General features: G+C 68.8%; 21 protein-coding genes and 9 pseudogenes. 15 read left to right on the plus strand and 15 right to left on the minus strand.

Annotation, left to right across the window (positions count from 1 at the left end):
- Positions 1–68 precede the first annotated feature (68 nt).
- Positions 69–158 (plus strand): annotated as a pseudogene (locus tag FNV62_RS56855) (hypothetical protein); the annotation flags it as partial.
- An 83-nt stretch (positions 159–241) separates the two neighbouring features.
- Here the strand turns inward: FNV62_RS56855 and FNV62_RS00120 are convergent.
- Both FNV62_RS00120 and FNV62_RS00125 read right to left on the minus strand, forming a co-directional pair.
- Positions 242–700, minus strand: a complete 459-nt coding sequence (locus tag FNV62_RS00120) for a hypothetical protein (RefSeq protein ID WP_054237351.1) — start codon at positions 698–700, stop codon at positions 242–244.
- 424 nt (positions 701–1,124) lie between these two features.
- Positions 1,125–1,277 carry a hypothetical protein gene (locus FNV62_RS00125; protein ID WP_164657578.1) on the minus strand — a complete coding sequence of 51 codons (153 nt, stop codon included), beginning with the start codon at positions 1,275–1,277 and terminating at the stop codon, positions 1,125–1,127.
- Between the two features lie 174 nt (positions 1,278–1,451).
- Here FNV62_RS00125 and FNV62_RS00130 point away from each other — a divergent pair, with 174 nt between their 5' ends.
- From FNV62_RS00130 to FNV62_RS57810, 3 genes and pseudogenes are all read left to right on the plus strand, one after another.
- Positions 1,452–2,951 carry a helix-turn-helix domain-containing protein gene (locus FNV62_RS00130; RefSeq protein ID WP_225900054.1) on the plus strand — a complete coding sequence of 500 codons (1,500 nt, stop codon included), beginning with the start codon at positions 1,452–1,454 and terminating at the stop codon, positions 2,949–2,951.
- A gap of 103 nt (positions 2,952–3,054) precedes the next feature.
- Positions 3,055–3,285 (plus strand): annotated as a pseudogene (locus tag FNV62_RS57805) (helix-turn-helix domain-containing protein); the annotation flags it as partial.
- A 71-nt stretch (positions 3,286–3,356) separates the two neighbouring features.
- A complete protein-coding gene (locus FNV62_RS57810) occupies positions 3,357–3,485 on the plus strand; it encodes a hypothetical protein (RefSeq protein ID WP_381999142.1) in 129 nt (42 codons plus the stop codon).
- 350 nt (positions 3,486–3,835) lie between these two features.
- Here the strand turns inward: FNV62_RS57810 and FNV62_RS00140 are convergent, their stop codons facing one another.
- The 3 genes and pseudogenes from FNV62_RS00140 to FNV62_RS00150 all read right to left on the minus strand — a co-directional run.
- Positions 3,836–4,663, minus strand: coding sequence for an SAM-dependent methyltransferase (locus FNV62_RS00140; protein ID WP_143611797.1), 828 nt, complete (start codon positions 4,661–4,663; stop codon positions 3,836–3,838).
- A 787-nt stretch (positions 4,664–5,450) separates the two neighbouring features.
- Positions 5,451–5,807: a hypothetical protein gene (locus FNV62_RS00145; protein WP_097289598.1), complete on the minus strand. Its 357-nt coding sequence runs from the start codon at positions 5,805–5,807 to the stop codon at positions 5,451–5,453.
- Positions 5,808–6,855: 1,048 nt separating this feature from the next.
- Positions 6,856–7,585, minus strand: a pseudogene (locus FNV62_RS00150) (Ku protein); the annotation flags it as partial.
- 605 nt (positions 7,586–8,190) lie between these two features.
- On the opposite strand from FNV62_RS00150, the gene FNV62_RS00155 reads away from it, so the two are divergent.
- The 5 genes from FNV62_RS00155 to FNV62_RS00175 all read left to right on the plus strand — a co-directional run bounded on the left by FNV62_RS00155 (position 8,191) and on the right by FNV62_RS00175 (position 12,681).
- A complete protein-coding gene (locus FNV62_RS00155; RefSeq protein WP_225900780.1) occupies positions 8,191–8,853 on the plus strand; it encodes a class I SAM-dependent methyltransferase in 663 nt (220 codons plus the stop codon).
- 354 nt (positions 8,854–9,207) lie between these two features.
- Positions 9,208–10,086 carry a CPBP family intramembrane glutamic endopeptidase gene (locus tag FNV62_RS00160; RefSeq protein WP_143611800.1) on the plus strand — a complete coding sequence of 293 codons (879 nt, stop codon included), beginning with the start codon at positions 9,208–9,210 and terminating at the stop codon, positions 10,084–10,086.
- 48 nt (positions 10,087–10,134) lie between these two features.
- Positions 10,135–11,403 carry a sensor histidine kinase gene (locus FNV62_RS00165; RefSeq protein WP_143651892.1) on the plus strand — a complete coding sequence of 423 codons (1,269 nt, stop codon included), beginning with the start codon at positions 10,135–10,137 and terminating at the stop codon, positions 11,401–11,403.
- A gap of 4 nt (positions 11,404–11,407) precedes the next feature.
- Positions 11,408–12,100: a response regulator gene (locus tag FNV62_RS00170; protein ID WP_054229554.1), complete on the plus strand. Its 693-nt coding sequence runs from the start codon at positions 11,408–11,410 to the stop codon at positions 12,098–12,100.
- 395 nt (positions 12,101–12,495) lie between these two features.
- Positions 12,496–12,681: a hypothetical protein gene (locus FNV62_RS00175; protein WP_143611801.1), complete on the plus strand. Its 186-nt coding sequence runs from the start codon at positions 12,496–12,498 to the stop codon at positions 12,679–12,681.
- 255 nt (positions 12,682–12,936) lie between these two features.
- Here FNV62_RS00175 and FNV62_RS00180 read toward each other — a convergent pair whose 3' ends face one another.
- Positions 12,937–13,140, minus strand: a complete 204-nt coding sequence (locus tag FNV62_RS00180) for a hypothetical protein (protein ID WP_143611802.1) — start codon at positions 13,138–13,140, stop codon at positions 12,937–12,939.
- Between the two features lie 227 nt (positions 13,141–13,367).
- On the opposite strand from FNV62_RS00180, the pseudogene FNV62_RS00185 reads away from it, so the two are divergent.
- Positions 13,368–14,849, plus strand: a pseudogene (locus FNV62_RS00185) (IS21/IS408/IS1162 family transposase).
- Positions 14,850–14,861: 12 nt separating this feature from the next.
- On the opposite strand, the gene FNV62_RS00190 reads toward FNV62_RS00185, so the two are convergent.
- Entirely contained in the window at positions 14,862–15,338 is a 477-nt protein-coding gene (locus FNV62_RS00190) for a hypothetical protein (RefSeq protein WP_143611803.1), read from the minus strand.
- A gap of 37 nt (positions 15,339–15,375) precedes the next feature.
- Here FNV62_RS00190 and FNV62_RS57430 point away from each other — a divergent pair, with 37 nt between their 5' ends.
- Positions 15,376–15,762 (plus strand): hypothetical protein, encoded by a 387-nt coding sequence (locus FNV62_RS57430; RefSeq protein ID WP_275902501.1) that lies wholly within the window; start codon positions 15,376–15,378, stop codon positions 15,760–15,762.
- A 54-nt stretch (positions 15,763–15,816) separates the two neighbouring features.
- On the opposite strand, the pseudogene FNV62_RS00200 reads toward FNV62_RS57430, so the two are convergent.
- The 3 genes and pseudogenes from FNV62_RS00200 to FNV62_RS00210 all read right to left on the minus strand — a co-directional run bounded on the left by FNV62_RS00200 (position 15,817) and on the right by FNV62_RS00210 (position 20,046).
- Positions 15,817–17,098, minus strand: a pseudogene (locus tag FNV62_RS00200) (ATP-binding protein).
- Between the two features lie 236 nt (positions 17,099–17,334).
- Positions 17,335–18,660: an epoxide hydrolase family protein gene (locus tag FNV62_RS00205; RefSeq protein WP_143611804.1), complete on the minus strand. Its 1,326-nt coding sequence runs from the start codon at positions 18,658–18,660 to the stop codon at positions 17,335–17,337.
- 571 nt (positions 18,661–19,231) lie between these two features.
- Positions 19,232–20,046 (minus strand): annotated as a pseudogene (locus FNV62_RS00210) (helix-turn-helix transcriptional regulator).
- A gap of 71 nt (positions 20,047–20,117) precedes the next feature.
- Here FNV62_RS00210 and FNV62_RS00215 point away from each other — a divergent pair.
- A pseudogene (locus FNV62_RS00215) lies at positions 20,118–20,830 on the plus strand (SDR family oxidoreductase).
- 4 nt (positions 20,831–20,834) lie between these two features.
- Here FNV62_RS00215 and FNV62_RS00220 read toward each other — a convergent pair.
- Positions 20,835–21,572: pseudogene (locus tag FNV62_RS00220) on the minus strand (IS5 family transposase); the annotation flags it as partial.
- Between the two features lie 53 nt (positions 21,573–21,625).
- Here FNV62_RS00220 and FNV62_RS00225 point away from each other — a divergent pair.
- Positions 21,626–22,197, plus strand: a pseudogene (locus FNV62_RS00225) (ISKra4 family transposase); the annotation flags it as partial.
- A 112-nt stretch (positions 22,198–22,309) separates the two neighbouring features.
- On the plus strand, positions 22,310–22,843 hold the full coding sequence (locus tag FNV62_RS00230) for a CbrC family protein (RefSeq protein ID WP_143611805.1): 534 nt from the start codon (positions 22,310–22,312) through the stop codon (positions 22,841–22,843).
- Between the two features lie 78 nt (positions 22,844–22,921).
- Here FNV62_RS00230 and FNV62_RS00235 read toward each other — a convergent pair whose 3' ends face one another.
- From FNV62_RS00235 to FNV62_RS00250, 4 genes are all read right to left on the minus strand, one after another.
- Positions 22,922–23,458, minus strand: a complete 537-nt coding sequence (locus FNV62_RS00235; RefSeq protein WP_143611806.1) for a DUF4240 domain-containing protein — start codon at positions 23,456–23,458, stop codon at positions 22,922–22,924.
- Between the two features lie 57 nt (positions 23,459–23,515).
- Positions 23,516–24,586, minus strand: a complete 1,071-nt coding sequence (locus tag FNV62_RS00240) for an MBL fold metallo-hydrolase (protein ID WP_143611807.1) — start codon at positions 24,584–24,586, stop codon at positions 23,516–23,518.
- Between the two features lie 111 nt (positions 24,587–24,697).
- Positions 24,698–25,228, minus strand: a complete 531-nt coding sequence (locus FNV62_RS00245; RefSeq protein WP_143611808.1) for a carbonic anhydrase — start codon at positions 25,226–25,228, stop codon at positions 24,698–24,700.
- Between the two features lie 402 nt (positions 25,229–25,630).
- On the minus strand, positions 25,631–26,020 hold the full coding sequence (locus FNV62_RS00250; RefSeq protein WP_097289611.1) for a luciferase family protein: 390 nt from the start codon (positions 26,018–26,020) through the stop codon (positions 25,631–25,633).
- A gap of 289 nt (positions 26,021–26,309) precedes the next feature.
- On the opposite strand from FNV62_RS00250, the gene FNV62_RS55030 reads away from it, so the two are divergent.
- Positions 26,310–26,447, plus strand: a complete 138-nt coding sequence (locus tag FNV62_RS55030) for a helix-turn-helix domain-containing protein (RefSeq protein ID WP_240361091.1) — start codon at positions 26,310–26,312, stop codon at positions 26,445–26,447.
- The last annotated feature ends 11 nt before the right edge of the window (positions 26,448–26,458 follow it).

Here is a 26,458-nt window from a genome sequence, read left to right on the forward strand (position 1 = left end):
TCTCCGTAGGTGGCGTTTGACCAGTCGGCCGTGACCGTCGAGTCGGTGAAGTCGGCGGAGGGGATCTGATGGTGCGGCTGTACGAGTCCCCGGGGCGGGCGGGCGCGGGCCACCTCGGTCCGGGGTTCCCAGTGTGCCGGGCCGAGGTGACAGACCTGCTGGAACGGCGGCTGCACGAGGGCGACTTGGCCTTCGGGCTACGACCGTTCCAGATCCTCAGCGGAGTCTGCGCCCGGAGTGACTACTTGCGTCCCACGCCCTTGTCGCCGATGTGGAAGATCCTGTGGCTGTCGCGGGCCATGTCGACGACAAGCTTCGTGGTGGTGTTGCCCCAGGTAAGGGTGACGACGGCCTCCGTGTAAGTGCGGGTGGTGCCGTTGTCGGTGACCTTCCAGGCGAGCGGGACGTTCTGGGCGCGCAGGACGCCGTCGGCGTGCTCCCTCTTCTCCCAGGCCGCCAGTTCCTTCTGGAAGGCGGGGGTGAGGTAGTGGCTGCGCAGGGCCTGTCCGAGGTGGCCGCGGTCCTCACGGAGCACCGCGTCGCTGTAGGCGCCGTAGAAGTCGGCGATGCGGGTGATGTTGTCGGACGGCTTGCCGCTGACGCTGCGCGGGGCGCCGGCGGATGCCTGGGCGGTGGCGCCGAGGCCGAGAGCGACGGCGAGGACGCCGGCGGTCAGGACGGTGCGGGTCTTGCTGCTCATGTGTGTTCCCTGCTTTTCGAGTCGTGACGAATCGCGCCGAATGGCGCTGTCGGTGGGCGATGGGCAGCCCTCCCCACCCCCGTGGCGGAGGGCGGCCCCGGTCATGCGGTCAGTGGAGCTTGTTCACGGCCGTGGCGGTCCTGCCGTCCCAGCCGACGGAGAGCAGACGGAAAACAGTCGGATGTCGGAGGCGCCCCAGGAGTTCACCGTGTGCAGGCTGTGGACTTGGGTGCTCTCCTCGACAGGCAGCGTGCTGTAGTCCTTCGCCGGGGCCTCGGTCTCCGGGTCGGCCTTCTCGATGGATGCCGCACAGGACTTGATGTTCTTGGTCAGCCGCGAGCCGAGCCGTCGTCGCCCGGCTTCATGCTCAGGCAGCGGTCCTGTTCCACCGCCCCGGTACGCCCGCGGCAACCTTGCCGGTCGTTCAGGAGGAGCTCGGGTGCGGCGGGAGATCGGTCGCCGCGAGGAAGCCGGGCGCCTTAGCCGGGTCGTTCGCCGGTGTGGCGAGCGTCGCGCCGAGGGCGAGGCCCGTGGCGGTGAGCGTGAGGAGCGCGCCTGCTCGGGTGCGCTTGGGCATGGGTGTCCCCGGTGGATGAGTGGGTGGGTGTCGTCTGTCGCCCGCCGCCGGGTGGTCGGTCCGGCCCTGGTCGGTGCGACACCAAGAGCATCGGCCGTCACGGCGGCCCAGCGCAACGCCGGACGCCCGTCCAGCGACGGTGGAACCATCCCAGCCCATCTGACGTGCAGGTATATGGACCGCCTGGGATACGGGGATACGTGGGAAGACGGGGGAACGGTGTCGACCGGGGACGACGTCGAGCAGTTCGCGGCGCTGCTGCGCCGGCTGAAGGACCGCACGGACCGGAGCTACGGCTCCCTGGCCCGGCGCCTCAACATGAACACCTCCACGCTGCACCGCTACTGCGCGGGCGAGGCGGTCCCGCAGGACTATGCCCCGGTGGAGCGCCTGGCCGCCTTCTGCGGAGCGACACCAGAGGAACGCCTCGAACTGCACCGCCTGTGGCTGCTCGCGGTGACGGCACGACAGCGGTCGAGGACGGGTGAGAGGGCGGCAGAGCCGGCAACGGGCGAGGAGGCAACGGAGCCGACGAACGCCAAGGGGGTGCCGGAGCCGGCAGGTGGCCGGCGGGCTTCGGGTCCGGACAGCCGGATGGCGCTGCGCGCGGGCGGCATCGGTGGTGGCGGGGACGGCACGAGCGGTGCACCACGGCGACTCGACGCGAGCGCATCCGACACGGGCGCATCCGACGCCGGGCTGCCCGCTTCCGACGCTCCCGGACCAGGCAGTCCCGAGCCGACGATCCAGTGGGATGCCACCCGCTCGACCGGACGGACCTGGTACCGCCGTCGCCGCACCGCCATCGGCGCCGCCACGGCGACCGTGCTGCTGGTGACGCTGGGCAGTCTGTCGGCGCTGTCGGCCGACCGGTCTCACGACAACTCGCCAAAGCCCACCGGTCGGTCCCGTACGACAGAAACCGGTACGTCACACCACCCCTCGGCCACTGCGACCAGCCCCTCCCCCAGCCCTGCGCCGGCCTCGCCGTCCGCAGGAACACGGGCTACGGGAAGTCCCGAGGCAAAGGGCGGACCCTCGGCGGGCACGAAGAGCGACGCCCCCGCGCCGACCGGTGTGCCCCTCGCCTGGACCGTCGACTCTCAGATCTGGGACGGAGGTTGCGGGTACGACTACGTCATCGACAAGGAGCCGACCCAGGTGCCCCCGCCGCCGGTGGAGCAGGACGCCGGAGTGTGGGCGGCGACGCAGGGGGCGGTGCCGGGGCGGCAGACGATGGTGCAGATCTCGGTGCAGGGGAAGTCGTCCACGGCCGTGGTCCTGGAGGCCCTCCGGGTCCGTATCGTCAGCCGCGGCGCCCCGGTCACCGGCAACGCGTACGCCATGGGCCAGGGATGCGGCGGCGGACTGGCGCCCCGTGACTTCTCCGTGAACCTGGACATCAACCGCCCGATCCCCCACGCGCGCGCCGTGCAGTTCCCCTACCGCGTCTCCGCCGAGGACCCGGAGGTGCTGCTGGTCACCGCGACGACCGAGACCTACGACTGCGAGTGGTACCTGGAACTCGACTGGTCCTCCCAGGACCGCACCGGCACGGTCCGCATCGACGACCACGGCCGCCCGTTCCGCACCAGCAGCATCAAGGGCCTGTCCCACTACTGGTACGGCACGAACGGACACGGTGTGCGTCAGTGGGTGCCCACCGACTCTTGACGCACGCCACACGGCCAACGACGCCCCGGCCGGCCCTGAGTCCCGCCTCTAAAACTGACGATCATCGTTGACACCTGGGTCTCCGATCACTACGGAGAACCACATGTCGAAGTCCAGCCCTACCAACCCGCCGCTCGACCGTGAGGCCAAGCGGCGCCTGGCCGTCATACGTCACGTCGAAGAGGTCACCGGGAACGTCGCGATGTCCTGCCGCTATTTCGGCATCTCGCGGCAGGCGTACTACACCTGGTACCGCCGCTACCAGGCCGAAGGCGTCGAGGGCCTGCGCACTCGGTCCAAGGCGCCGAAGACCTGCCCGAACGCGACCCATGTCGAGGTGGTCGGGAAGATCATTTCTCCGACCGCGAGGTGGCTGCGACGCGTTTGTGCGTGCGGGAGGGCACGGTGGCAGTCTGGGAGATGGGCCTCGCCGCAGGCGACGACATCGAACGCCTTCGTCAGGGCGACGAGGTCGGATTCAACACGGACACCTCATGGGCAGCTTCGGCGATGCGACAGCCTGGCCTGCGCTGACAGCGCCGTTCCGCAGGTTCTGGGAGCCGTCGACGTCGTCGCTCTGATCTGGGGCGACTGACTTCACTGTCAAGGCGTCTGCCTTGTCGCCACCCGCCACAGGGAGGCGAGGAGTCCTCGGCTTCGCCAGGCACGATGGACCAGCCCGTCGCAACATCAATCCCACCGTTGTGGCAGACGTACTCGGCCCCGGGAAACTCGTGCAGCCACGCGGCCAGGGTCTGGGCGGTACGGTCGGGCAGGACGTCAATCCGCTCACTTGCCGGCGTCGATGCCGAGGAGCTTCGCCACCCCGGCGACCTGCCGGCCGGAGGCGCAGCTGCCCGGCGATCGTCATCCGGGGATCACGTCTAGGCTTTCCGGGCCAGTCCGGCGGCGATGAGGTGTTCCCACACCGTGAGCTCTCGTCTTTCGCCGCTGTTCCACGAGTTGTCGCTCTCGTCGGTACGCCACAGGGACGCGGGGACGATCCCGGGGTCGAGGATCTCCAGGCCGTCCAGCAGGGAGGCGATCTCCGCGTCGGTGCGCCACCGGCCGCGGCCGAACGTCTGCTGGAGGACCGTCTCGGCCTCCGCGGTCTCCGCGTTGTTGCCGGAGCGGAAGTGGCTGATGAAGAAGTAACTTCCGGAGGGGACGTGGTCTCGCCAGTAGCGGACGATGCCGGCGGGGTCCTCGTCATCGTTGACGTGGTGGAGGATGGCGCTGAGGATGACGGCGACGGGACGAGTGAAATCGATGATCTCCAGGGTGTCGGGGTGAGTGTGGATGCCTTCGGGGTTGCGCACATCGACCGCGACGACGCGGGTCCGGTCGTTGTTCTCCAGCAGTGCGCGGCCGTGGACCAGCACTTGGGGGTCGATGTCGACGTAGACGACCCGGGACTCGGGGGCGTGCCGTTGCGCGACCTGGTGGACGTTGTCCGCGGTCGGCAGGCCACTGCCCAGGTCGATGAACTGCCGGATGCCGGTGGTCTTCGCGATCTCCCTGACCGCCCGGGTCAGGGCCGCGCGGTTGGCGAAGGCGATGGCCACCGAACCGGGCAGGTCGCGCTTGAACACGTCGCCGATCTCACGGTCCACGGCGTAGTTGTCCTTGCCGCCGAGCAGGTAGTCGTAGACGCGGGCGATGCTGGGCCTGGCCGGGTCGATGGAGGAGCCTTCGTACGTCATGGCAACCATTCTTTCCCTCAACGCCGCCTGCGGACCCTCATTTTGGGATTCTCCGGCCGGTTGGGGGCGGCGCGAGGGCATGGATGCCTGGGCTCGCTGTCAAACGCCCGTACCCTTCAAGCAGGCTCGATCGGGCATGAGTGGCAGCCCCGGGACACCGGTGCCCTCGGGCGTGAACGCCAGGCACTTATCCTCCCCGCGCAGGCGAGGATGAGCCGATGCGGGGGTGCTGGTGGCCGTAAACGGGGCCGTCCTCCCCGCGCAGGCGGGGTGAGTCGGCAATGGTGTCGAGGTCGGTGCGCAGGCTCGTCCACCATGCCGGGGCCACAGCGCCAGGAGATCACCGACACCGCTTCCAGGCGGTCAACGGTTCCGGCTGCCCGGCGGGGACGGCCGCCGGGGCTCCTTGCGTTCAGGTCGGGCTGCACGCTGTCGTACAGAGCGGGGTCTCGGTAAAAGAGACTGGACACTTCCAGGTGTTCCGGCTCCACGATGTCCAGACTGCTCATACAAGGCTCCGCAGTCCGACTTCCAGGGCGAGTTAGCTCGAAGCGCGCCCGAGATGACGTGCGTCATGCCAGTTCAAGACTTGCGCTATCCGGCGCTGCGTCTCTTCCGCCACCACGCGAGCTTCTGCCACGGCATCACCGCGTTCACGCACCAGGCTTTCGTAAACCGGCAGGTGATCATTTTCGGCCGAGTTGGATGTCACAGGGATCGTCCTCCTGGGTGTCGTACTTCTGTGCCGCCTGAACGGGCCCTGAAATCCTTGGTGACTTCAAGGGCAGGAATGCGGTCAGACGCGACTGAGCCGCACAGCGATCCCATGGCCGACGAGCACATAAAGCAGGGCGGGCAGACCGTAGTTGAGGAGAACCCGAAGGGCCTCTGTGTCCATGGTGAAAATGTCCTGTGACCACCAGGCCAACAAGTCGGCCGTTCCGTGCACGAACTCGACGAAGACGTTTCCCTCATTGGCTCCGAGCAAGTGGAGCAGGATCCACAGGCACAGGAAGCCGGCAGCAATGTCGGCGACCGTCTGGATGGCCAGGGCCGTCCGTCGGGCAGCGCCCTGGTTCCGCTGGTGGCGGCGTGGTTCGCCCGGGGCTTGGCCGTAGGAGGGGTATCCGGGCATCGGGTCGGGATTGCTCACTGGAATCCAATCTGACGCATCATCTTGCAAGCCGGGGTGAGGCAACCGCCTCCTGGGTCGCCTCTCACGAGAGTCTCTTGACGGTCCCGCCTGGAAATCATCGCGGGCCCGTATAGGTCTGCGTCACGCAGCCGCCGCCGCGTTACACACCGCCCGGGATATCCCACATTTGGGCACACATTCTGCAACTTTCCCCATTGTGCGGACGAGGGATTCCTTTTGCCGACCGCCAAGGCCGACCAGTAATGACCTCGAGGACCGCCTGGCGTGATCACGGGGCGCGACTGCGGACACCCAGACACGCACGACGCTCACATACAATTACCGAGAATCCCCGCAGGAGCATCACATGGGCTGCACATAACCTTTCGAAAGCGCCATTAGTGCTACTGGCCGCTCGATTCCGCGTGCGAACGTGACCGGGCCGGACGGCATGTCGCCCCGGAAGACCGCAAATGGACCACTGCTCCTCGTGTCGCCGGTATCTCAATGGCGCGCTGGTGCGCCCCGGGTGCGGTCCCTACGCTCCGAAGCCAGTCAGGCCGTCGCGGACGCCTGCGGGAGGACCACCATCCTGGCCGCAGGTGCCATCCGACGGGTCACGGGAATACCGGCGGATGGTGTCGCAGCGCAGACGGCCGAGCCCGTCGATGCCGTCCGACTGAAAGATCAGGCCGTCGCCCCGAGTCACACCCAGGCCTTGCTCCCTCAGCCGTATGCGCGACATCCCGGCTACCGGCTGGAGTGGCGTCCACGATGACGAGGGGTCACGGACAGCGCGCCGGGCGGGCGACCCTCTCGGCCACGCCGTCGTCGGCTACGGCAGCCCAGGCGCCCATGCCACTGAGGCGCCCGGGCTGCCGTATGCGTGCAGGAGCGGGCTGGCAGGGGGAAACCCGCCCGCTCCTGCGATCGGCACCCGCATACCTCCCCACGCGGGCGGGCGCCACGACCATGCGCCAGTCCGGCCGCCAGAACGGAGCGCTGCGAGTGGCGCTTGGGTCACAGCAGGCGCAGTGCGATCGACAGGCGGGTCTTGTAGTTCTTGTACGGCTCGGCCTGGCTCCTTGTCCTCGGTTCGCGGTTCGGGTGGCTGTCGGCCCTCGGCCTTCGCCTCGATCACTGCTTCCAGGGCGTTCCGGTACTCGTCCTGGTAGCCGGAGATGTCGTCCGTCGTCATCGAGTCGACCAGCTGCAGCGCTTCGTCGATCTCGGAGTCCGTGACCTTGGTTTCCTTCGGTGCGAGCTCGGAGGGGTCGCGCACCTCGTCGTCCCACTTGAGGACGAGTGCGACCAGTGCCCCGTCCCGCACGCGCAACAGCACCAGGCGCTCACGCCCGTGCCACGCCAGCTTCGCGACGGCCACCTTCGTGTTGCGGGCCAGCGCCCGGGCGATCAGAGCGTACGGCTTCGCCGCGACTTGGCCGTCGTACTTCAGGAAGTAGCTGTCGCCGCTCAACCGCACCGGGTCGATCGACGCGCCCGACCGCGAACGCGACGATCTCTATCGCTTTCGCGGTCGGCAGCGGCATCTGTTCCAGCTCTTCGTCCGTGACCGCGACCAGCGTGTCCTTGGCGACCTCGAACCCCTTGCCGATCTCACCCGCGGCCACCTCGCGGTCCTCCGCCTCGCAGAACTTGCGCACCCGCACCCGGCCCAGATCCTCCGCATGGACCTGATGGAAACGGACCGAACGGTCCTCGGTGGCACTCAACAGCTTCACCGGAATGGTCACCAGCCCGAAGCTGATCGCGCCGCTCCACAGCGGTCGGGGCATCACAGACCTCCACGACAACCCCGAGCCCCCACCAGCCTAGGATCCCCCAGAGCGGCCCGCTCCCCGGCGACACCGCCGCGCACCACCGCCGTCGCCGCCGCAGGCTGGACGATGGGGTGGCTGGTCCGACTGGGAGAAGCTGGGCAGCGCCACCTTGTCCGGCGATCCCTCCGCTCTGCGGACGGCTGCACGGCGCATCGGGGTGTTCTTCCGCAACGGCCAAGGCCACCTTGAGCATCCCTGGCAGACGGTCATCAATGGCACCTACGGCCCGGGGAAGACGCTGGTGACCCATATCGGGGGCGACCCAGTCCCCGGGCTGAACGCCGACGGGCGCCCGGAGGCGTTCTTCCGGGGCACCGACGGCGCCCTGTGGCACGTGTGGGAAACCGCCAAGTCCGGCTACGGCGACTGGACCGACCCGGGCAGCCTGGGCGGCTCCCCGGCCGGAGACCCGGCAGTGGCGACAGACGCCCGCGGCCGCCTTCAGGTGTTCTTCCGCGGCACCGACGGTCATCTGTGGGTCACCCGCCAGCGGGCGGGCACTCATCCAGGGACTACAGGCCATCGACCCGGACGGCGAACCCAGCGACATCTCCCTCTCCCTGGGTCTGCTGGCTCCCCGCGCCCCGTACTTCGCCCAGCTTGAGCTGAACGCCATCGCGGCCGGAACCCGCCAGGTCGTCAACCTCGGCGCCGGCTACGACGACCGCGCACTGCGGTTCAGGCACTCCGGCGTGCAGTTCTTCGACCTGGACCTGCCAGAGATCATCGCCGACAAGGCGCGGCGCCTCGAAGCCCTGGACACTGACATCACCCTCGTCACCCTGGCTGCGGTGAACTTCGCGACCGACGACGTCGCCGACGTCCTGGCCCGCGCTGGGCACGACGCCCAGCAGCCCACCCTCTTCATCGGCGAGCACCTCGTCCTGTTCCTTCAGCCGGGCGACGTGGAACGACTGCTCGCGGGTGTCTCCAGCCACGCTGCGAAGGGCAGCATTCTGGCCCTCACCGCCGAGGTGCACCCCGCCGGCCTCGACTCGGCGCTCGTCATCTCGACGGTGGACGACGTGATGTTCGGCGGCGCCGGCCCCCTGCACACCATCAAGGCCCGCGACGCCTGGCTGAACCAGTTCAAGCAGCACGGCTGGCAGGTCAACAACGCCAACGAGGTGACTGCCGTCAACCACTTCGGACTGCCCATGACCGACCAGCCGGTCCAGATCCAGGCACAGTTCCTCACCGCGACAACGGCATGTCTCGGATAGGCACCCTGCATTAAACCGTCTCGAACTCGCCACCGCGGACTTGACCGTCCGCCTCCGCGGAAGCGACGAGCCCGACACCGTACTCACGACCTCCCGGTCACCAACAGCCGCCCTCATAGGGCGACCCGCGCGACAGGGGACGGTGACTGTCACACCGTCAGTGAGGTGTGACGACGCACGACTTCGCGTTCCGTGAAGGGCGAAGCCGACCGAACCGGCCGGCAGGCACGGCGCATCCCCCGTGAGAGCTACCCGGACCGTCCCTGCGCGGGTGATTCGCGGATGCCGGCGGATTTCTAGCGTGGTCGTCAGATCGGTCGCCGCCGGGGTGGCCGTCGCCGCAGGGAGGTCACGATGAGCACGCCGTCCGCCGCGCAGCACGACGAAGGGTCCCGCCCGGACGAGGACGGTGGCGGCCGGGGTGGTCGTCTCGGCCGGATCGTCCGCGCTCCGCTCGGCTGGATGCTGACGGGCATGGTGGGTGTCGGCCTGGTCTCGGGGCTGACCGCGACGGGTCCCGGGCCGGTGCCGGTTCTGGGCGCGGTCGCCGCGGTCGCCGTGTACTGGGTGGTGATGTGCCGGGTCGCGGGACGCTCCACGTCGGAGATCGCCCGGCAGGGGGCCGGCCGGGAGGCGCTGCGCGGCGGTGCGGTCGGCCTGGGCTTTGTCCTGGTATCCGCCCTCCTGATCACGGCGTTCGGGGGCTACTCGTTCTCCTGGGCGGGCAACGGCTTCTTCTCCGTCGTCTGGTCCGCGGCGATGGTGCAGGCCGGCGCCGCGGTCACCGAGGAGCTGATGTTCCGCGGTTTCGCCCTCCAGGCCCTGGAACAGCGGTGGGGCAGCCGAGCTGCCATCGTGATTACCGGGCTGTTCTTCGGCGTCGCCCACCTGGGTGCTCCGGGAGCCGGCGTGTGGAGCGCCCTCGCCATCGCCCTGGAGGCCGGCGTGATGCTGGGCGTCGCGTTCCTGTGGCGGCGTAACATCTGGTTCGTCGCGGGTCTGCACTTCACCTGGAACACCGCCGAGCAGCTGCTGGGCATCCCGGTCTCCGGACACACTCCCAAGGGCCTGTTCACGGTCGACACCCACGGCTCTGCCCTGCTCAGCGGGGGCACGTTCGGTCTGGAGGCGTCGATCGTGCCCGTCCTCATCGGTGTGCTGCTCACCGTCCGGATGTTCGTTCTCGCCGGCCGGAGCGGCGGTCTGCGGCCCCGGCGTCTCGTCCGGCACTGAGGCGGGTCGGCTCACGGGGCACCGGCTGATTGGAGGAAGAGGGACGTGATGTTTCGTCAGGGGCCGATGATCCGGCCGTCGTTGCGGGTACGGCTCGACCGGTGGAAGGAGCAGGACGCCTTCCTCAAGGACGGCTTCCTCGCCCTGGCGCTCACCCTGCTGGCCTTCGTACCGACCCTGTCGACGATCGGGGCGCAGATCGGCGATCTGCCCGAGCGGCCGGCGAACGCGCTGGGCGTGGGGCTGGTCCTGGCGCAGACCCTGCCGTTGGCGGCTCGCCGTCGCTGGCCCGCGGGCTGTCTGGCTGTCGTCGCCGTCGCGTTCGGCGTGCACCAGGCGCTGGGTTTCGCGACGACGTTCGGCAGCATGGGGCTGTATCTGGCGCTGTACTCGGCCGGGGCCCACCAGGTCCGTTTCCGCCGGAGCCTGGCGGGCGTGTCCAGCGTGGGGTACGTCGTGCTCGCCGTCGTCCTCCACCGGCTCGGCTCCCCGCAGGACATGACGGACTATCTCGCGTTCTATCTGGTGCTGGCCGCGGTCCGGCTGGCGGGGAGCGGTGTGCGCAGGCGGCGCGGGGAAGAGGCGGAACGGCGGCGGCTGGCCGCCGAGGTGGCCACGTCGGCCGAGCGGGCGCGGATCGCCCGGGAGCTGCACGACGTGGTCACCCACCATGTGACGGCCATGGTGGTGCAGGCGGACGCGGCGCAGTTCCTGATCACGTCCGCGCCGGAACGGGCCGCTACGGGGATGGCCTCCGTCAGCGACACCGGCCGCCGGGCCCTGACGGAACTGCGGTATCTGCTCGGCGTGCTGGAGGCGACCGGCGAGTCCACGACCGCCGGCCCCCCGCGTGGCTTGCTGCGTGAGGGCCTCGCGCGTGAGGGCCGGGGGCCCGCCCTGGGACGCGTGGGAGACCTCGTCGAGCAGGCCCGCAGGTCGGGTCAGCCGGTAGAGTTCAGCGAGCAAGGTGAGCGGCGGCCCCGGAGCGTGGACGTGGAGCTGGCCGCGTACCGGGTGGTACAGGAAGCGCTCACCAACGCGATGAAGTACGCGACCGGGCAGCCGACACAGGTCCTGATCCGGCACGGCGAGGAGCGCGTCGAGATCGGGGTGACCACCGACGGACCCCTCCCCGTCACCTCACCGGCGGCCGTACCGGCCCCCCGCGAGCCGGGCCCCGGGGGCGGACGAGGGCTGGCCGGGCTTCGGGCCCGGGTGCGGATGCTCGATGGTGAACTGGAGGCCGGACCCCGGCCCCGTGGCGGGTTCGAGGTCCGTGCCACGATTCCGTCCGAGCCCGAGCCCGTTCAGGAGTGACCCCGTGAGCGATGCGCCACCACCGATCCGTGTGCTCGTCTGCGACGACCAGGAACTGGTGCGGACCGGCTACGTCACCATCTTCTCGGCCCAGCCCGACATGGAGGTCGTCGGCGAGGCCGAGAACGGGCACGTGGCGGTGGAAGCCGCGCGGCGGCTGCGCCCCGACGTGGTCGTGATGGACATCCGGATGCCCCTGCTCGACGGCATCCAGGCGACCCGCCAACTGGCCGGCCCCGGCGCCGGGGAACCACCGAAGGTACTGGTCGTCACCACGTTCAACGTCGACGCCCATGTCTACGACGCACTGCGCGCCGGAGCCAGCGGCTTCCTGCTCAAGGACGCGCCGCCCGCGGAGCTGGTGAATGGCATCCGGACCGTCGCCCGGGGCGAGGCCCTGCTCGCGCCCGCCGTCACCCGCCACCTCATCGGCCACTACGCCGAGCACCTGCGCCCCGCCGAGTCCTCCCGGCCGGCCCGGCAGGACGTCGTACGCGCGCTGACACCCCGCGAACTCGAGGTGCTCCGGCAGATGGCCCAGGGGTTGTCCAACGCGGAGATAGCGGCGCAGCTGTACATCACCCCCGAGACGGTCAAGACCTATGTCTCGCGGATCCTGGCCAAGCTCGCCCTGCGCGACCGGGTCCAGGCGGTCGTCCTCGCCTACCGGGTCGGACTGGCGTCCGGCACACCGTGAACCGGCGGGCCGGACCGGCACGGATCCATCGGTTGACGTGCGGCGGTGAGCCCGACTGCTGGTCGGCCGACACACGCTTGCAGACCAGGTTGGCCAAGCCGCTCCCCGGTCTGGTGGTCGCATTCGACCGTTGTGCTCCGCTGATCCGTGGGTCTGGGTGGTCACCGCGTTGCTTCGACGGCTGTGCTCATGCCCCGTGACTGGGCCACGGCTGCCGCCGCGCGTACCAGCGCGGCCACGCCGCGGCTGCGGGAGCGCTCCGGCCAGGCGATGACCAGCGTTGCGGGAGGACAGCCCTCGACGGGGACGTAGGTCACCCCCTGCCGAAGGTATCTGGCAGCGACGGATTTCGGGAGCACGTTCGTCGTCGTGCCGAGGCTGATGAGAGCGACCAGTTGCGCGAGATCGTGGACGCCGTGCTTGTTGATGTCGTGCTCTGCCCGTCCGTCGACTTCTTCGGGGGCGATGCCGAGGTCGGCGAGCAGTACCCGGGAGGCAGGCGTGAGGGCGTGGTCCGCGGGCAGCGCGGCGACGCGGGCTCAAGGGCGACGATGTCAGCGTCGATGCCGTCCGGGTCGTAGGGTGCGAACATGAGCGCGGCGTCGGCCTCGCCGGTGCGCAGCAGCCGTGTGTGCTCGCGCCAGCCGCACAGGCGCACCGCGACGGGTTCGGCGTCGGGTTCGGTGGCCGCCGCGGTGAGCAGGTCCTCCAGCAGGCCCCCGTCGGCACTGCGGCAACAGCGGCAGGAGAGCGGGCGGTTACCGGTCGACCGGTGAGCGGTTGGGTCTGTGCTTCGCCTCCCCTGACCAGGACACCGAGCAGCGCATGCGCGCCCATCACGCGCGCGTACGGTCCCCACGACGCCGACGTTGCCGCACCCGGCCGACGACGCTGTCGACGACGGCACCGCCTACCTGGCGGAGCTCTCGGTCCGGCATGGCGCCGGTGGGCAGCACCGCGGCTATCGCCGCCGCCTCGGCCGTCGTCGACGGTGCCCACCGACATCTGCCGTAGAGGCCCCAGACGCCTACCTCGGACACCAGGGGTCAATCGACCGTCGGGTAGCCCTTCTCGAGCGCACCGTTTTGCCGACGGCGATTCTCGGCACGAGTTGCCGACACTGCCGACCTGCAGAAATGTCAGTGGGCACGGCAGACTCCCCGCTGGCGGTCAGTTGGCCTCCCCGTCGGCGGACATGAAATCTCCCCGGTGACGGACAGCTGATCTCCCCGCAGACCCACCAAGCTCATGACACAGAGCGGGCACGGTGAAGAGCGATGAGGAGATCATGGAGATTCTTGAGGCTTACGACCTCACCGGGAGTTACCGGAAGACCGCCGAGCTGGCTGGCTGCGACCACCACACCGTGGGCCGATACGTCCAGCTGCGCGGACAGGGAGTCGACCCGACCGAGCGGGCCGTACGGTCGAAGCTCATTGATGACTTCCTGCCGAAGGTCGAGGAACTGGTCGAGCGGTCCCGCGGCAGGGTCGGTGCCGACGCTGTTCACAAGAAGGTCGCCGCGATGGGCTTCACCGACACCGACTGCACGACCCGCCGGGCCGTCGCGACGGTGAAGGAGCCCTATCGGGCCGGGAACCGCAAGGTCGTCCGGCTGTGGATACCCGAGCCGGCGATGTGGCTGCAGTGGGACTGGGGAGAGGGCCCTCCCATCGACGGCAGACGCATCAGCCTGTGATACGCCTGGCTGGCCTGGTCCCGCCTCTGGTTGGTCATCCCGGTGCTCGACAAGACCCTGCCGACCGTCGCCGCCTGCTTGGACGCGACGCTCCGGACACTGGGCGGGGTCCCGACCTACTGCCTGACCGACAACGAGAAGACCGTCACGGTCGAGCACGTGGCCCGGATCGCGGTCCGCAACCCCGAACTGGCGGCGATCGCACGTTACTACGGCACGGTGGTGCGGTCGTGCGTGCCGGCCGACCCGGCCTCGAAGGGCGGGACGGAGGCGACGGCCCGGATCGCGAAGCGGGATCTGGTCCCCACCGCGGTGAATCTGCACACCGAGTACGCCGACTTCGCCGAACTCCAGCAGGCCTGCAAGGACTTCATGACCGAGGTCAACAGCCGGGTTCACCGCGAGACCCGCCGGATCCCGGCCCAGCTGCTGCCCGAGGAACGGCTACGGCTGCACCCGGTGCCCGAGCAGCCGTTCACCGCCGTGATCGGCGAGACCAAAAGCTTCGGCAATGACTCCACGATCTCGGTCGAGTCGGTCCGCTACTCGCTCCCGCACGAGCTCGTCGACGAGCGCGTCTGCGTCTGTTTCCACGGCGACGAGCTGATCGTGACCGCGATGGTCGCCGGCAGCGCGGCCGAGGGCGCCCGCCCTTCGCGCTCGGCCCCGGGCAGTCCGCGGATCGTCGACGAGCACCACCCCGACGCTCCGCGCGGCGAGCGCACACCCAGGGCGACGAACCCGGCCGAGGCACAGTTCCTGGCGATGGGCCCGGGGGCGACAGCCTGGCTGGTCGAGGCCACGGCGACCGACGTCCGCCGGATCCGGGCGAAGATGCGCGACGCCGTCACCCTGGCGAAGCTGCACGGGACCGCCGACGTCGACCGGGCGCTGGGCACCGCGGCGACGGTCGGCCGGTTCACCGAGGGCGACTTGCTATCGATCCTGGACCACCAGGGTGAGCACGACCGGACCGATCCGATCCGCCGCGGTGAAGCCCACAGCCTGCAACCTGGCACCTCCGCCTGGTCCGGGTTCACGACGCCGTGAGCCACGATGGTCTCATTCGGCACCGTCGGCGGGAGGGTTCTGCCACCCGGGCAGGGCCAGCTCGTCGTCGCGAAGCTGCCACACCGGCTGTTGCCCGGACGGCGGTCCGGCAAGGACCCGCAACTGCTGCGGACGGTATTCGTCGCGGGCGTCCTCCACGCTGAAGCCCGCCGAAGCCAAGACCTGGGCCATCGCCTCCGTCATCGCGGCCCCGACCGCACTGGAATGCCGCAGGACCGGCTCATCCAGTTGCTTGAGCCTGAATGCGCGACTCGCGCAGGCCCGCAGGCGAGGGTTTGCCTGCCAGGCCACGAACACTCCGCCGGCCGCGTCGGCACCGTCGTCGATGTCCACCTCGGCGCCACAGGTCAGGACCGGGTTCATCCCCGAGGCGAGCACGGGCAGGCCCGCGGCTGCCAGCTCGTTGCGGACCTTCCAGGCCAGCGACTCCAAGGCCGCGGACTCTTCAGCACCCACTCGTTCGAACATCCGCTCAATCTAGCCAACCGAACAGAAGGAACCCTTGATGACTGACACCGCAACCGCAACCGCCCGGCCCCGGCTGGCTGCCCCGGCATCCGCCGTCGCGGCCACGACCGGCGCCGTGTTCGACGAGGCGATCGCCTTGACGCGGCGCCTGAAGCTGCCTCACATCCGCCGGGCGATGGCCGAGGTCATCCCGACCGCGAAGGCCCAGCGTTGGGAGCGGGCCGAGGTCGTCCGAGCGCTCCTGGCCGAGGCCGCAGGCCGGGACGCCGCCAACCTCCGAACCCGCCGCACCCGGGCGGCCTTCCCTACAGAAAGCCTCGGCGGTGCCGGGCTGTGGAACCGGTTTGCCGTCCGGGCTGGGCAGGACACGCGGCAAGGTGGCAGTCACAGGAGTTACTCCAGCACGGGTGTGGTATCGCGCTGATACGGCCCAGGGGCCGAATCAGCCCTCCACCCGCGGGTGGAGGGCCTCTCGATGTCACATGCGCACGTACTCCTCGGTGTCCTCGGCGAAGTCCTTCAGTGCCTGGTCAGTGAGTGTGGGACGGGTCTGGGCGATGGCCTGCAGGTAGTCCTCCGTGCCGATCGGGATGCCTTTCCCCTGGGCGACTTCGCGTTCGAAGGCGGTTGCGGCACCCTTGCGAGCGGCGAACTCGATATCGGCCGGCGTGAACATTGCGCTTGCCTCCACCAAACGGTGCAGGTCGACATGGGTGGCGGCGGGCCCGAGGTAGCGCCGCCAGATCGCCGAACGGGCCTGAGGATCCGGCGGGCCGACGGGGATGACGTAGTCGAAGCGGCCGGGCCGAAGGAACGCCGGGTCGAGGGAGCGGACGGAGTTCGTGGCGCAGATCAGGAGGCGGTCGTCGTGGCCGCGGAAGCCGGGGATCAGCTTGAGCAGTTCGTTGGTGACTCCGTGACTGGGGTCGACAGCCGTACCGGACCGGACCGAGGCGATCTCCTCGACCTCGTCGATGAAGAGCACCACCGTCTCCAGCTCGGCCAGCTCGGTGAACGCCTCCCGCAGAGAGGTCGCCAGTCCTCCCTCATGGGACGATGCAAGCCGGGAGGGGAAGACCTCCACGAAGGGCCACTGCAGCCGCGAGGCGACTGCTTGGGCGAAGCTGGTCTTGCCGGTGCCCGGCGGCCCGAAGAGGATGACCGCCTTCGGCGGCCTCACTCCGTACTGCTCGGCCAGCACGGGCTGGGCCAGCGGCAGCACGATCCGCCGCTCGATGGCCTCTTTCTCCCGTTCCATTCCGGCGAGGCTGTTCCACAGACCCCCCGGAAGCATTCCTTCCCCCGAGTTCCGCGAGGAGGCCGGCGTCGCTCGCGCCGAGGTGCTCGACCTTCTCGTAGAAGACGAGCCCGACCCGGGAGCGGTAGCCGGAGTTCTCCAAGGCTGTGGTTCCCGTCGCCCCCGGTGTGAGGAGCGCGCCGATCCGGCGGACTCCCTGTGCCCGCAGGCGCCGCTCAAGCTCGGCGATCAAGGAGCTCCCAATACCGCGGTGGCGCCACGTCCCGGCCAGAGCCACCACGGTGATCCAGCCCCGCTCGCCGTAGGCCTGCGCCACGGCGACGCCCACCACTTCGTCGCCGACCACCGCCACCACGGCCGGTCCTCCGGCCCTGGCTGCGGTCACGACCTCCGATACGGGGAAAACGGCAGGTGCCTCGTCCGCCTGCTGGTTCTGGTCCCAGATCTGGATGGCGCGGTCCAGGTCGTCGTCGTGGAAGTCCCGCAATCGCCACGTCGGCATCGCCACCACCTTCGCGAAGGGGCCACCGCCGCTCCGCAGGGCAGAGGGCGTGGCGCTCCTGGCAACGGATCCCTGCTTCATTCTCCGCGTGCGTGCCACCCATGTGCGCGTCGAACGGTCCGGCATGGGGGAAGCGCCGATGGCAGCAGCGGTCCTCACTCTGGAGCGGCGGCGCTGGAAGACCTCAGTAATTAATCGACAGCTCCCTGTATCGAAAGGCGACTTCTGTCGGCAGCCTACTTTCCTGCTTTCCTCTGGGAGTTGCGCAGTGACGAGAATGCGGCGCGGAGTTCGTCCGTGAAGATGCCCGGGACCTCCCAGGCCGCAAAGTGGCCGCCGCTACGAGCCTTGTGGTAGTAGAAGAGATCGTGGTACGCGCGTGAAGCCCAGCTGCGCGGGGCCTGGTAGATCTCACCGGGGAACACCGTGATGGCGGCCGGGATGGACACGGACACGGCGTTGAAGTTGTTGGCGTTGTTCTCCCAGTAAAGACGTGACGAGGAGACCGCGGTGTTCGTCACCCAGTACAGTGTGATGTCGTTGAGCATCTCATCCTTGGTGAGTACGCGCTCGGGGTGGCCGCCGCTGTAGGTCCAGGCCGCGAACTTGTCGTACATCCAGGCGGCCAATCCGGCGGGTGAGTCCGTCACTCCGTATCCCTCGGTCTGCGGACGGGTGACCATCATGGCCGAGTAACCGGATCCAGTCTTGTAGAAGGCGGCCAGCTGGTTGTAGGCGGCCTTCTCGTCGGGGCCGAGACCGGCGGGTACGGGGTCACCGCAGGCGAGCTTCTTCGCGATGTCCGGCGGCACGGTGGCCGGGAAGTTGACGTGGATTCCGAGCAGCCCGCGGGGTTTCTGTACGGCCATCTTGTCCGAAATCACAGCACCCCAGTCCCCGCCCTGGGAAACGTAGTGCTCGTATCCCAGACGCTCCATCAGCACGGCCCAGGCGCGCGCGATACGGTCGGGGTTCCACCCGGTGGTCGTCGGCCGTTCCGAGAAGCCATAGCCCGGCATCGACGGTATGACGAGGTGAAAGGCGTCCTCGGCGCGGCCCCTGTGGGCCGTGGGGTTGCTGAGCGGCCCGATGACCTTCAAGAATTCCAGAATGGAGCCGGGCCAGCCATGGGTCAAGATGATCGGCAAGGCATCCGCGTGGCGTGAGCGGACATGGATGAACTGTATGTCGAGTCCGTCGATCTCTGTTATGTACATCGGCAGAGAGTTGAGTGTCTTCTCGATGTTCCGCCAGTTGTACGTCGTTCCCCAGTAGTGGGTGAGTTCCTTCATCGTGGCCAGCTGGACACCCTGGGACTGATCGCGGACGGTTTCCCGGTCGGGCCATCGTGTCGCCTTGATGCGTCGACGCAGATCAGTCAGATCATGCTCCGGAATATGCACGCGGAACGGGCGGATGCTTTGCCTCTCACTTGCCGACACTGGCTTTCCGTATTCCCCCCAGGATCGCAGACCGAAAGCCCCTGTCGCCGCCACGGTCGCGACGGTCGCCGAAGTAGAGATGAACTTCCGGCGGGAATACGAACGGAGAAAATCGGGCATGGCGGATCTCCCTGAATTCCTGGGTCCGGAGTCGCGGAGAGTCCAGGCGGAGCGCTGCCTCGATGGGACTTCCACTCGCCGGCGCGGACATGAATCGTGCGCGCACCGAGGCTGCACCGCCGGTGAACCGAATCGAGCGTGGAGTGGCATGGCACCTAGGTGCCCATGCCACGCGACAGGCCTATTACTGTCCGTAACGCTATCTTTCGCTCTGTGAGCATGCAACTCGAACGAGTGACGATGTCGGACGCCAACGATGCACCCGCGTACCTGGGATCCTGGATGCCGTACAGGGGCATGGCTCTGTCGGTCACAGCAGGTTCGGCGCCGGGGAGGCCGAGCAGCTCGCGCTCCATCACCGGCCGTTGTTCGGGGCGACGGCCCAAGGTGCCCTGACTTCTGCAGCGGATGTGACGTAGACACTCACATCCTTGCCGGTCATCAGATCGTCTAAGAGCCCGCGCAGATAGGCGGCGTGGAAAGCCTCGGCATCAAGGTGGGCACAGGCCCGAGTGAAAATTGAGTTGCGACGCTCTGTGACCGTTGGCGAGTCCTGTGCGCATCCTTCGTTTCAGGTCGCCTGCGTGGCCAGCCTGCGCAGGGACCGCACGGCAGGTGATCCGGGGTCGGCCGTCACCAGCACAACCTCCTGGTCATCCTCGGGCACGAGCAGGACGTCGCAGTTCAACCGCAGCGCACCGGCCTCCGGATGGTCCAGGGTCTTGGTGCGATGCCCGGGAGTGTGGACCGGACGCGCCTCCCAGATCTGCCGGAACTCCTCACTGCCGGCGTGCAGTTCGGCCAGCAGCGCGGCCAGCTGCGGGTCACGCGGGTAGCGGTCCGCGGCCCGGCGCAGCCGCGCCACCACGATGTGCCCGAATTCCTCGGCGCTGGAGCTCTCGTACGTCCGCCCCTGGCCCAGGAAGCGGCGTCGGGCCAGGTTCGTTGTCCCGCCTCCAAGGTCGGCGCCGAGCAGTGCCCGGGCCAGGGGGTTCCAGGCGACAACGTCGTACGCCGCGTCAGTGACGATGGCACCGGTCTCCGGCAGCCGCTCCAGCATCAGCGCCGTGCGGGCGCACCCGCCGCACGGCGCTGATGCCAGGCGGCGCGCTTGAACCCGCCAGGCGGAACAGATGGCTGCGCTCGGCCGGCGTGAGCCGCAGCGCGCGGGCCAGCGCGTCCAGGATCCGGGCCGATGGCCGCGGCCCCCGGGGCCTGCTCCAGCCGCGTGTAGTAGTCGACCGACATGTGGGCGAGCTCCGCCACCTCTTCGCGACGCAGACCCGGTGTGCGGCGGTCGGTGCCCGTCGCCGCAAGGCCGATCTCGTGCGGACGCAGGGCCGCCCGGCGGTCCCGCAGGTAGTGGGCCAGCTCCTGCCGCGCCATGTCGCCTCCTCCCACCGCCTGGTACAGGCTGACCCTGGCAGGGCACCCACGACCAGGGAAGTGTGGTTGCCATGAACGAACGCACAGCTCTGGTCACCGGTGCCAACAAGGGCATCGGCAAGCATATCGCCCGGCTGCTCACCGCCGAGGGCCTCACCGTGTACGTGGGCTCCCGTGACCCGGGCGCGGGCAGCGGGCCGTCGAGGAGATCGGAGCCGGGGCCCGTCTACTGGTCCTCGACGTGACAGATCCCGACGGCGTCGCACAGGCCGCGGCTCAGATGGACCGCTTGGACGTGCTGGTCAACAACGCCGGCATCTCGCCATCACTCGCCCCGCCGACCGACACCGGCGTCGAGGAGTACCGGCGCACATACGAGACCAATGTGTTCGGGGTAGTGGCGGTGACCAATGCCTTCCTGCCCTCCCTGCCCCGCTCCCCGCGCCCGCGCATAGGCAACATCTCCAGTGGCACTGCGTCGCTGACCTGGAACACCACCCCCAACCCCCAGTTCACTCCGGGAAGCGGCGGCGGCGCCTACCGGTCGTCCAAGGCCGCCCTCAATGCCCTCACCGTCCTCTACGCCCAGACGCTGGCTGAGGACGGCTTCAAGGTCAACGCGCTCGCCCCCGGCCTGCGGGCCACCGATCTCAACCCCCGGGCCGCCGCTGCCGCCGGCGACCCGGCCGAGGCCGCGCAGGGTGCCCTCCGCCTGGCCCTGCTGCCGGACGACGGCCCCACCGGTGGCTTCTTCTCCTGGGACGGAACACCCGTGCCCTGGTGATCAGTCATGGACGGCGTCGATGACGGGTGTCCCAGCGGTGTGCGGTCCATGCCTCCCGGATCAGACTGCGCACGGTGATGACCGTGTCGGCGAGGTCGAAGAAGGCGTCGATGACGGTGGTGCGCCGCTCGTAGCAGCGGGCGAGCCGGTAGAAGGCGTTCTGCCAGGCGTGAGTGCGTTCGACATGCCAACGCTGACTGGCCTGGATGGGCGCCTTCTCCCCCTTGTGCGCGATGCGCCCGTGCAGGCCACGTTCGCTCAGCAGCGCGTGGGTCTTGTCCGAGTCGTAGCCGGCGTCCAGGTGCACGGTGACGTCGACGGGTAACGGCCCCAGGTCGTCCAGGCGGTCCAGGGTCGGGGCGAGCAACGGGGAGTCGTAGCAGTTGGCGCCGGCCAGGACACGGCCCAGGGGTATGCCGTATCCGTCCGTCATGCCTGAGCGTTTGAGACCCTGTTTGCCGCGGTCGACCGGTGAGCAACCGGCGACCTCGCCGCCTCCGGGCGCATTGGTGATCGCGCCGTCCACGGCGATCTGGTCGAGGACGAGGCCGACGATCCGGTCGTAGGAGTCCAGCGCGATCTGCTTGAGCTGGGCGAACACGCCGAGTTGTATCCACTCATCGCGTCGGCGGCGGATCGTGGTGGCCGAGCAGGTCGTGTCGGCGATCGCCTCGTAGGAGCAGCGGAAACGCAGCAGTTGCAGCAACTTGTCGAAGATGATCCGGTCTCTGATGCGCCGTCGTGTTGCCGGGGTCTCCAACCGCGCCTATCCGCGCGACCTCTAAGGCCGTGGATGTCCTGGTCGAGGGCGCCCGCCACCAGCTCGACCTGATCAGCGCCGAGACCAGCCGACGCGGCGCCACGGTCCACGTCCTGCTGGACTTCGTGCACGTCGCCGAGTACGTCTGGGCCGCCGCCCGCCTTCCACAAACCTGGCATCACCGAGGCCGAGGCCTGGGCGGCCGACCGTCTGACCGCGATCCTCTCGGGCCACGCCGTGCGCGCCGCCGCCGAGATGACCGCCCAGGGGCAAGCGGGAACACCTGTCAGCCGCCCGGCGCGAGGCCGTCGACGCCTGCCACCGCTACCTGACCGGCCACCTCGATGAGTTCCACTACGACACCGCGCTCAACAACGGGTGGCCGATCGCCACCGGCGCGGTCGAGGGCGCCCGTCGCCACCTGATCGCCGACCGCCTCGATATCACCGGCGCCCGCTGGGGCCTGCCCGGAGCCGAAGCCGTCCTGCGATTGCTCGCCATTGTTTCCAACGGCGATCTCGATCCCTACTGGCGCTTCCACGCCGCACGCGAGCACGAACGCCTCTACCCCGCCCCGGACCAGCAGCGGTTGGACGTCGCCGCTTGATCACGGGACTACTTGCGGACAGACTGCGACCTATGAGGTTCACAGGCGTGCCCACCGACGCGCAGACCGCCCGCGTCGACGCTGCGCCCTCCTTGCACAGGCAGGCTCACCAGTGAGCGCCAACCTGCCCTCCTTCCGCTACCACCCCGAACCCGTCGCAAGCGGATCCATCCGCGAGAGCGCCGAGACCTGCGCCTGCTGCGAGCGCAGCACCGGGTGGATCTACACCGCGACGTTCTACACAGCCCAGGACGTCAACGGGCAGTTCTGCCCCTGGTGCATCGCCGACGGCAGCGCCGCTGAACGATTCGAAGGTGAATTCACCGACTCATACGGGCTTGACGGCGTCAGCGGGGAGACCCTGGAGCACGTCACCCGCCGCACCCCCGGCTTCCACGCCTGGCAGGATCCGCATTGGCTCGTCCACTGCAACGACGCGGCCGCCTTCATTGGCGAGGTCGGATACACCGAACTCGCCGCCCACCCCGACGCACTCGACCAGCTTCGAACCGACCTACGGTTCGGCGGTTGGCACGACCCATCCCAGCTCGAGTACTTCCTGACCCAACTCGGGAAGGGCGCAAGCGCCATGCTCTTCCGCTGCACCGTCTGCGGCACCCACCTCGCCTACGCAGACGCTTCATAGCCACACCCAGCCCAGACGCGCCTTTCCCTTCAAAGGAACTGCACCCATCTGACTTTGCATCGTGACCCAAGTTTCCGCTTACTCCAGGTAGAGAGCTGCCAAGCGCGGCAGTCGGCGAGTCATTTCACCTCGATCGTCGAAGTCGAATTTCCAAGTGGGGTCCAGCTCCGGATATAGGATGCTGAACGCGTCGTCAGGGAGTTGCTTGCCGGTCGCCATGACATGTGCGTTCCAAACGATGCTGAGTGCCTCCTCACAATCGAGATCGATTCCGTCGGCAGCTGAGGCTCGCACGATGGGCACTTCTGCGAGGGCATCGGGATCGGCCACTATGCGCTCGAAGACCTCGCGCCCCTGCGCGATCAACCAGCCGCGAAAGTAGTCGAAGCCGTCGTCGGAGCGGCCTCCGTTGATCACGTAGGCAGCGGCCCACAGAGGATTCGTGTAGGAGTCGGCCATCAGGTCCCACAACGCCTGCTGAGCGGCAATGATCTCCTCGGCAGAGTGTGTGGCCAGTAGCGAGGTTGCCCGGCGGACGACCGTTTCTCCGTCGTTCGGGTTGGACGCCTGGTTGCGGGCTGCCTCGATGAGCTCCCAGAACTGTTGTTTGTTCATGGCGGCAGAGCATGGCACCTGGTACTGACACTGCGTCTGTCTACTGCTGAGCCGGGATCAGGCATCACCCCCCTGCGGGGCGCTGAGTGTGTAGGTGGTTCCGACGCTGGTCTGCACCCATGCGTCCGGGAGAGCTGCGGAGAGGGTGTGCTGGGCGCGCCAGCCGGTGCAGTGACCGGGGACGATCAGGTGGGGTGCGAGTTCAGTGAGCGCGGCCACCGTCGGGCCGATGACCGGCTCGAAGGCGGGGCCGCTCAGGTGGAAGCCGCCGATGAGGGCCAGCAGTTTGCTGACGCCGGTCAGTCTCATGGCGTGGCGGATAATGTTGACCACTCCGGCGTGGCCGCACCCGGTGATGATGACAAGTCCCCGGCCGCGCACGTTGATGACGAGTGCCTGGTCGTCGATGACGGCAGGGTCGTGTCGCCAGCCGTTCCCGTCCCAGGCTTGGTGTGCCGGCGGCATGCCGTGCTCGAACTCGGTGACGCGGTCCACCTCGCCGGTGATCAGGATGCCGCCGGCCAGCAGCGACGGCTGCCGCCGTTCGAGTACCTCGAACCCTTCGCGTGCCAGGGCAGCCCGCGACAGCGTGGGCATCTCCAGACCCTGGCCGGCGGGTAGTGCCAGGCGGCGGCGGGTCCAGACCGCGGGGTGGACGGTCAACGGCAGGCCGGAACGTCTGCGCAGCCGGGCCAGGCCGTCGAAGCCGCCCGCGTGGTCGAAGTGTCCGTGGCTGAGTACGACGCCCTGCAGGTCGCCGACATCGACGCCGAGACGCTCGGCGTTCACCGCCAGCCCGTCCGGCGACGCGCCGGTATCGAACAGCAGCATGCTGCTCGCGTTCCCGCTTTGGACGGTGACCAGGGCGGAGAAGCCGTGTTCGGCACGCAGCCCCGCGAGGGCCTCGCCGCCGGCGAACTGCCGCGCGGCGGTCCGCCCGGCACCGATCGAGGCCCGGGTGATGCCTTCGGCTGAGACCAGCAGGGCGTCGAAGGTGTTGTCGACCATCGTCGTGACCCTGACCTCGTCGACCTCGGGCAGCGCCACCGGGTCAACAGCCGGTCCCTCCGCGATCCGAGGCGCTGACCACGCCGCCTCGGCCGCCGAGTGCCCGTGATCGTCGCACATGCTAGAAAGCGCCTCTCCGCCGATACGACCGGCCAGGGAAGCAGATCCCGGTACAGGCCGCAGGCCCACGGCGGTCACGCCGGCCGGACCGGCCGCGGGCGCCGCGCGGTGTCATGCTTCCACTCGCGCGGGCGGTACGACGACGTCGATGAGCCCGGTGGCCACGTCGTACACGAGCCCTGAGACGAAGACTCCGGCCGGAAGCTTCTGCTTGAGGATTTCGACGTCGACGCGGACGGCGGTGACCGGGTCGGTGACCGCCTTGGCATCCAGGTCTCCGGCCGGAACTTCGAAGTAATCGGCAAGCAGCTCGGGGAACGCGGCCAGGTCCGTGATCCCGCAGTCGGTGTGGTGCAGGACCGCATAGTGGAAGTCGCCCGGGCGCGGTCCGCCCGCGCGGGCCTGGACGACCTTCGAGAGCATCTCCAGCGTCCGGAGTGTCGCGGGCGTGACCCGCCCTCCGACGTTGCGAATCACCGCTGCCTCGCCGAGCCTGAGCCCGAGCACGTCGGACGGGTCGACACGAGGGTCGACGCATCCGATGACCGTCAGACTGCCGCTGGGCATGAGCTTGAGGTTGGCGAATGATCCGCCGTCGGCGAATCCGGCGTTCCGTTTGGCCAGCTCGTCCGTGTCGATCACTGTGACGGTAACCCCTTCTTACTCTGGGCCTGGACTCCCGGCGACGCCGACGGCGACCTCCAGTTGCCGCCCATCGTGGCCCGTCGCTGCCTCCCATGCCACTCAACGCCTACATCGGGAGCACGGCGTCGAACATGCGCACCACGACACAACGAGTGTCAGTCACGTCGGTTGAGTCCTTCGGGCTCGATTCGCCTCAGACTGCCAGACCAGGAAGAGCCGAGCATGGGCGCTGGGCCGAACGGTGAGTAAGCACCTAGCCAAAGCACCCGCCAGCGGCGACGTCGCCCCCCAACGACTCAGTCGCCGAGGTGCCGTGTCATGCCCAGCGGCAGGTTCTGAACTGAAAGCATTCGTCAGGCGTTCCGCGACCCGCGGACGGCCTCGTCCTCTCGTGCCTTGTCACCTGGGATTCCCGCGCGGGAGTACCGCGCTGCGGTGATCATTACATTCGGCTCCCAGCACATCACCCGGAACCGGCCTTGCCTGATGAGCCTGGAGGGCGAGACTGACCAGGGTCATGAGCAGATGGACGTCCGTGGCGACGTCGAGGCGCAGCGTCACCCACTGTGAGCCGGGCACCAACTGGACGGCAGACGTCGCCGTGAGGTGTTCTTCGAACCGCCTGACGGTCCGGGCTGTGAGGTACAGGTCAACGTCGTTGTCGGAGTGGAAGTGGGCGATCTCGCCGTCGGCCGAACGGAGGGCCCGGCCAACGCCGCAGCTCGGTTCCGCCTCGGCCAGGTCGGGCCAGGTCGCCAGCTGCGTGAGGGCGTGCGCGGCCAACGTCATGCGCCCATCATGACCCGCTCACCCCTCAGCCACCAGAATGTGAGGGGTCCGTAACCGATTCGCATCGAGTGAACGTCCAGATGCAGATGCCTGTCCTGAGCGCGCCGCCGGCCAAATGTGATTGCCGATGGCCAACTACTGAGGTTGAACTCGTGGAGTCGTAGGTGCTGACGGCTTGCCGTCCGCGCGGTATCACCAGGGAGGCGGGCTTGCCGCCGAACGGCAGCAGTTTCGTGAGGAGTTGCGGCTTCAGACGGCCAAACGGTTCGCCCGGGGTGAGGCGAGTGCAGTGATCGCCAAGGACCTACGCGTCAGCGTCAGGTCTCTGCAGCGGTGGCGGCAGGCGTGGGAGGAGGGTGGTCCGTCGCCTCTGCGGTCACAGGGGCCGGCGTCCCTGCCGAGGCTGAGCGACAAGCAGGTTCGCTGAACTGGAGGCGG

The organism is Streptomyces sp. RLB3-17, assembly GCF_007113425.2.
GTDB lineage: Bacteria > Actinomycetota > Actinomycetes > Streptomycetales > Streptomycetaceae > Streptomyces > Streptomyces mirabilis_D.

Coding starts and splice junctions, on each gene's coding strand:
- FNV62_RS00120 (WP_054237351.1), bottom strand. CDS start 700: ATGAGCAGCAAGACCCGCACCGTCCTGACCGCCGGCGTCCTCGCCGTC.
- FNV62_RS00125 (WP_164657578.1), bottom strand. CDS start 1,277: ATGCCCAAGCGCACCCGAGCAGGCGCGCTCCTCACGCTCACCGCCACG.
- FNV62_RS00130 (WP_225900054.1), top strand. CDS start 1,452: ATGGACCGCCTGGGATACGGGGATACGTGGGAAGACGGGGGAACGGTG.
- FNV62_RS00140 (WP_143611797.1), bottom strand. CDS start 4,663: ATGGTTGCCATGACGTACGAAGGCTCCTCCATCGACCCGGCCAGGCCC.
- FNV62_RS00160 (WP_143611800.1), top strand. CDS start 9,208: ATGAGCACGCCGTCCGCCGCGCAGCACGACGAAGGGTCCCGCCCGGAC.
- FNV62_RS00165 (WP_143651892.1), top strand. CDS start 10,135: ATGTTTCGTCAGGGGCCGATGATCCGGCCGTCGTTGCGGGTACGGCTC.
- FNV62_RS00190 (WP_143611803.1), bottom strand. CDS start 15,338: ATGTTCGAACGAGTGGGTGCTGAAGAGTCCGCGGCCTTGGAGTCGCTG.
- FNV62_RS57430 (WP_275902501.1), top strand. CDS start 15,376: ATGACTGACACCGCAACCGCAACCGCCCGGCCCCGGCTGGCTGCCCCG.
- FNV62_RS00205 (WP_143611804.1), bottom strand. CDS start 18,660: ATGCCCGATTTTCTCCGTTCGTATTCCCGCCGGAAGTTCATCTCTACT.
- FNV62_RS00235 (WP_143611806.1), bottom strand. CDS start 23,458: ATGAACAAACAACAGTTCTGGGAGCTCATCGAGGCAGCCCGCAACCAG.
- FNV62_RS00240 (WP_143611807.1), bottom strand. CDS start 24,586: ATGTGCGACGATCACGGGCACTCGGCGGCCGAGGCGGCGTGGTCAGCG.
- FNV62_RS00250 (WP_097289611.1), bottom strand. CDS start 26,020: ATGACGTTGGCCGCGCACGCCCTCACGCAGCTGGCGACCTGGCCCGAC.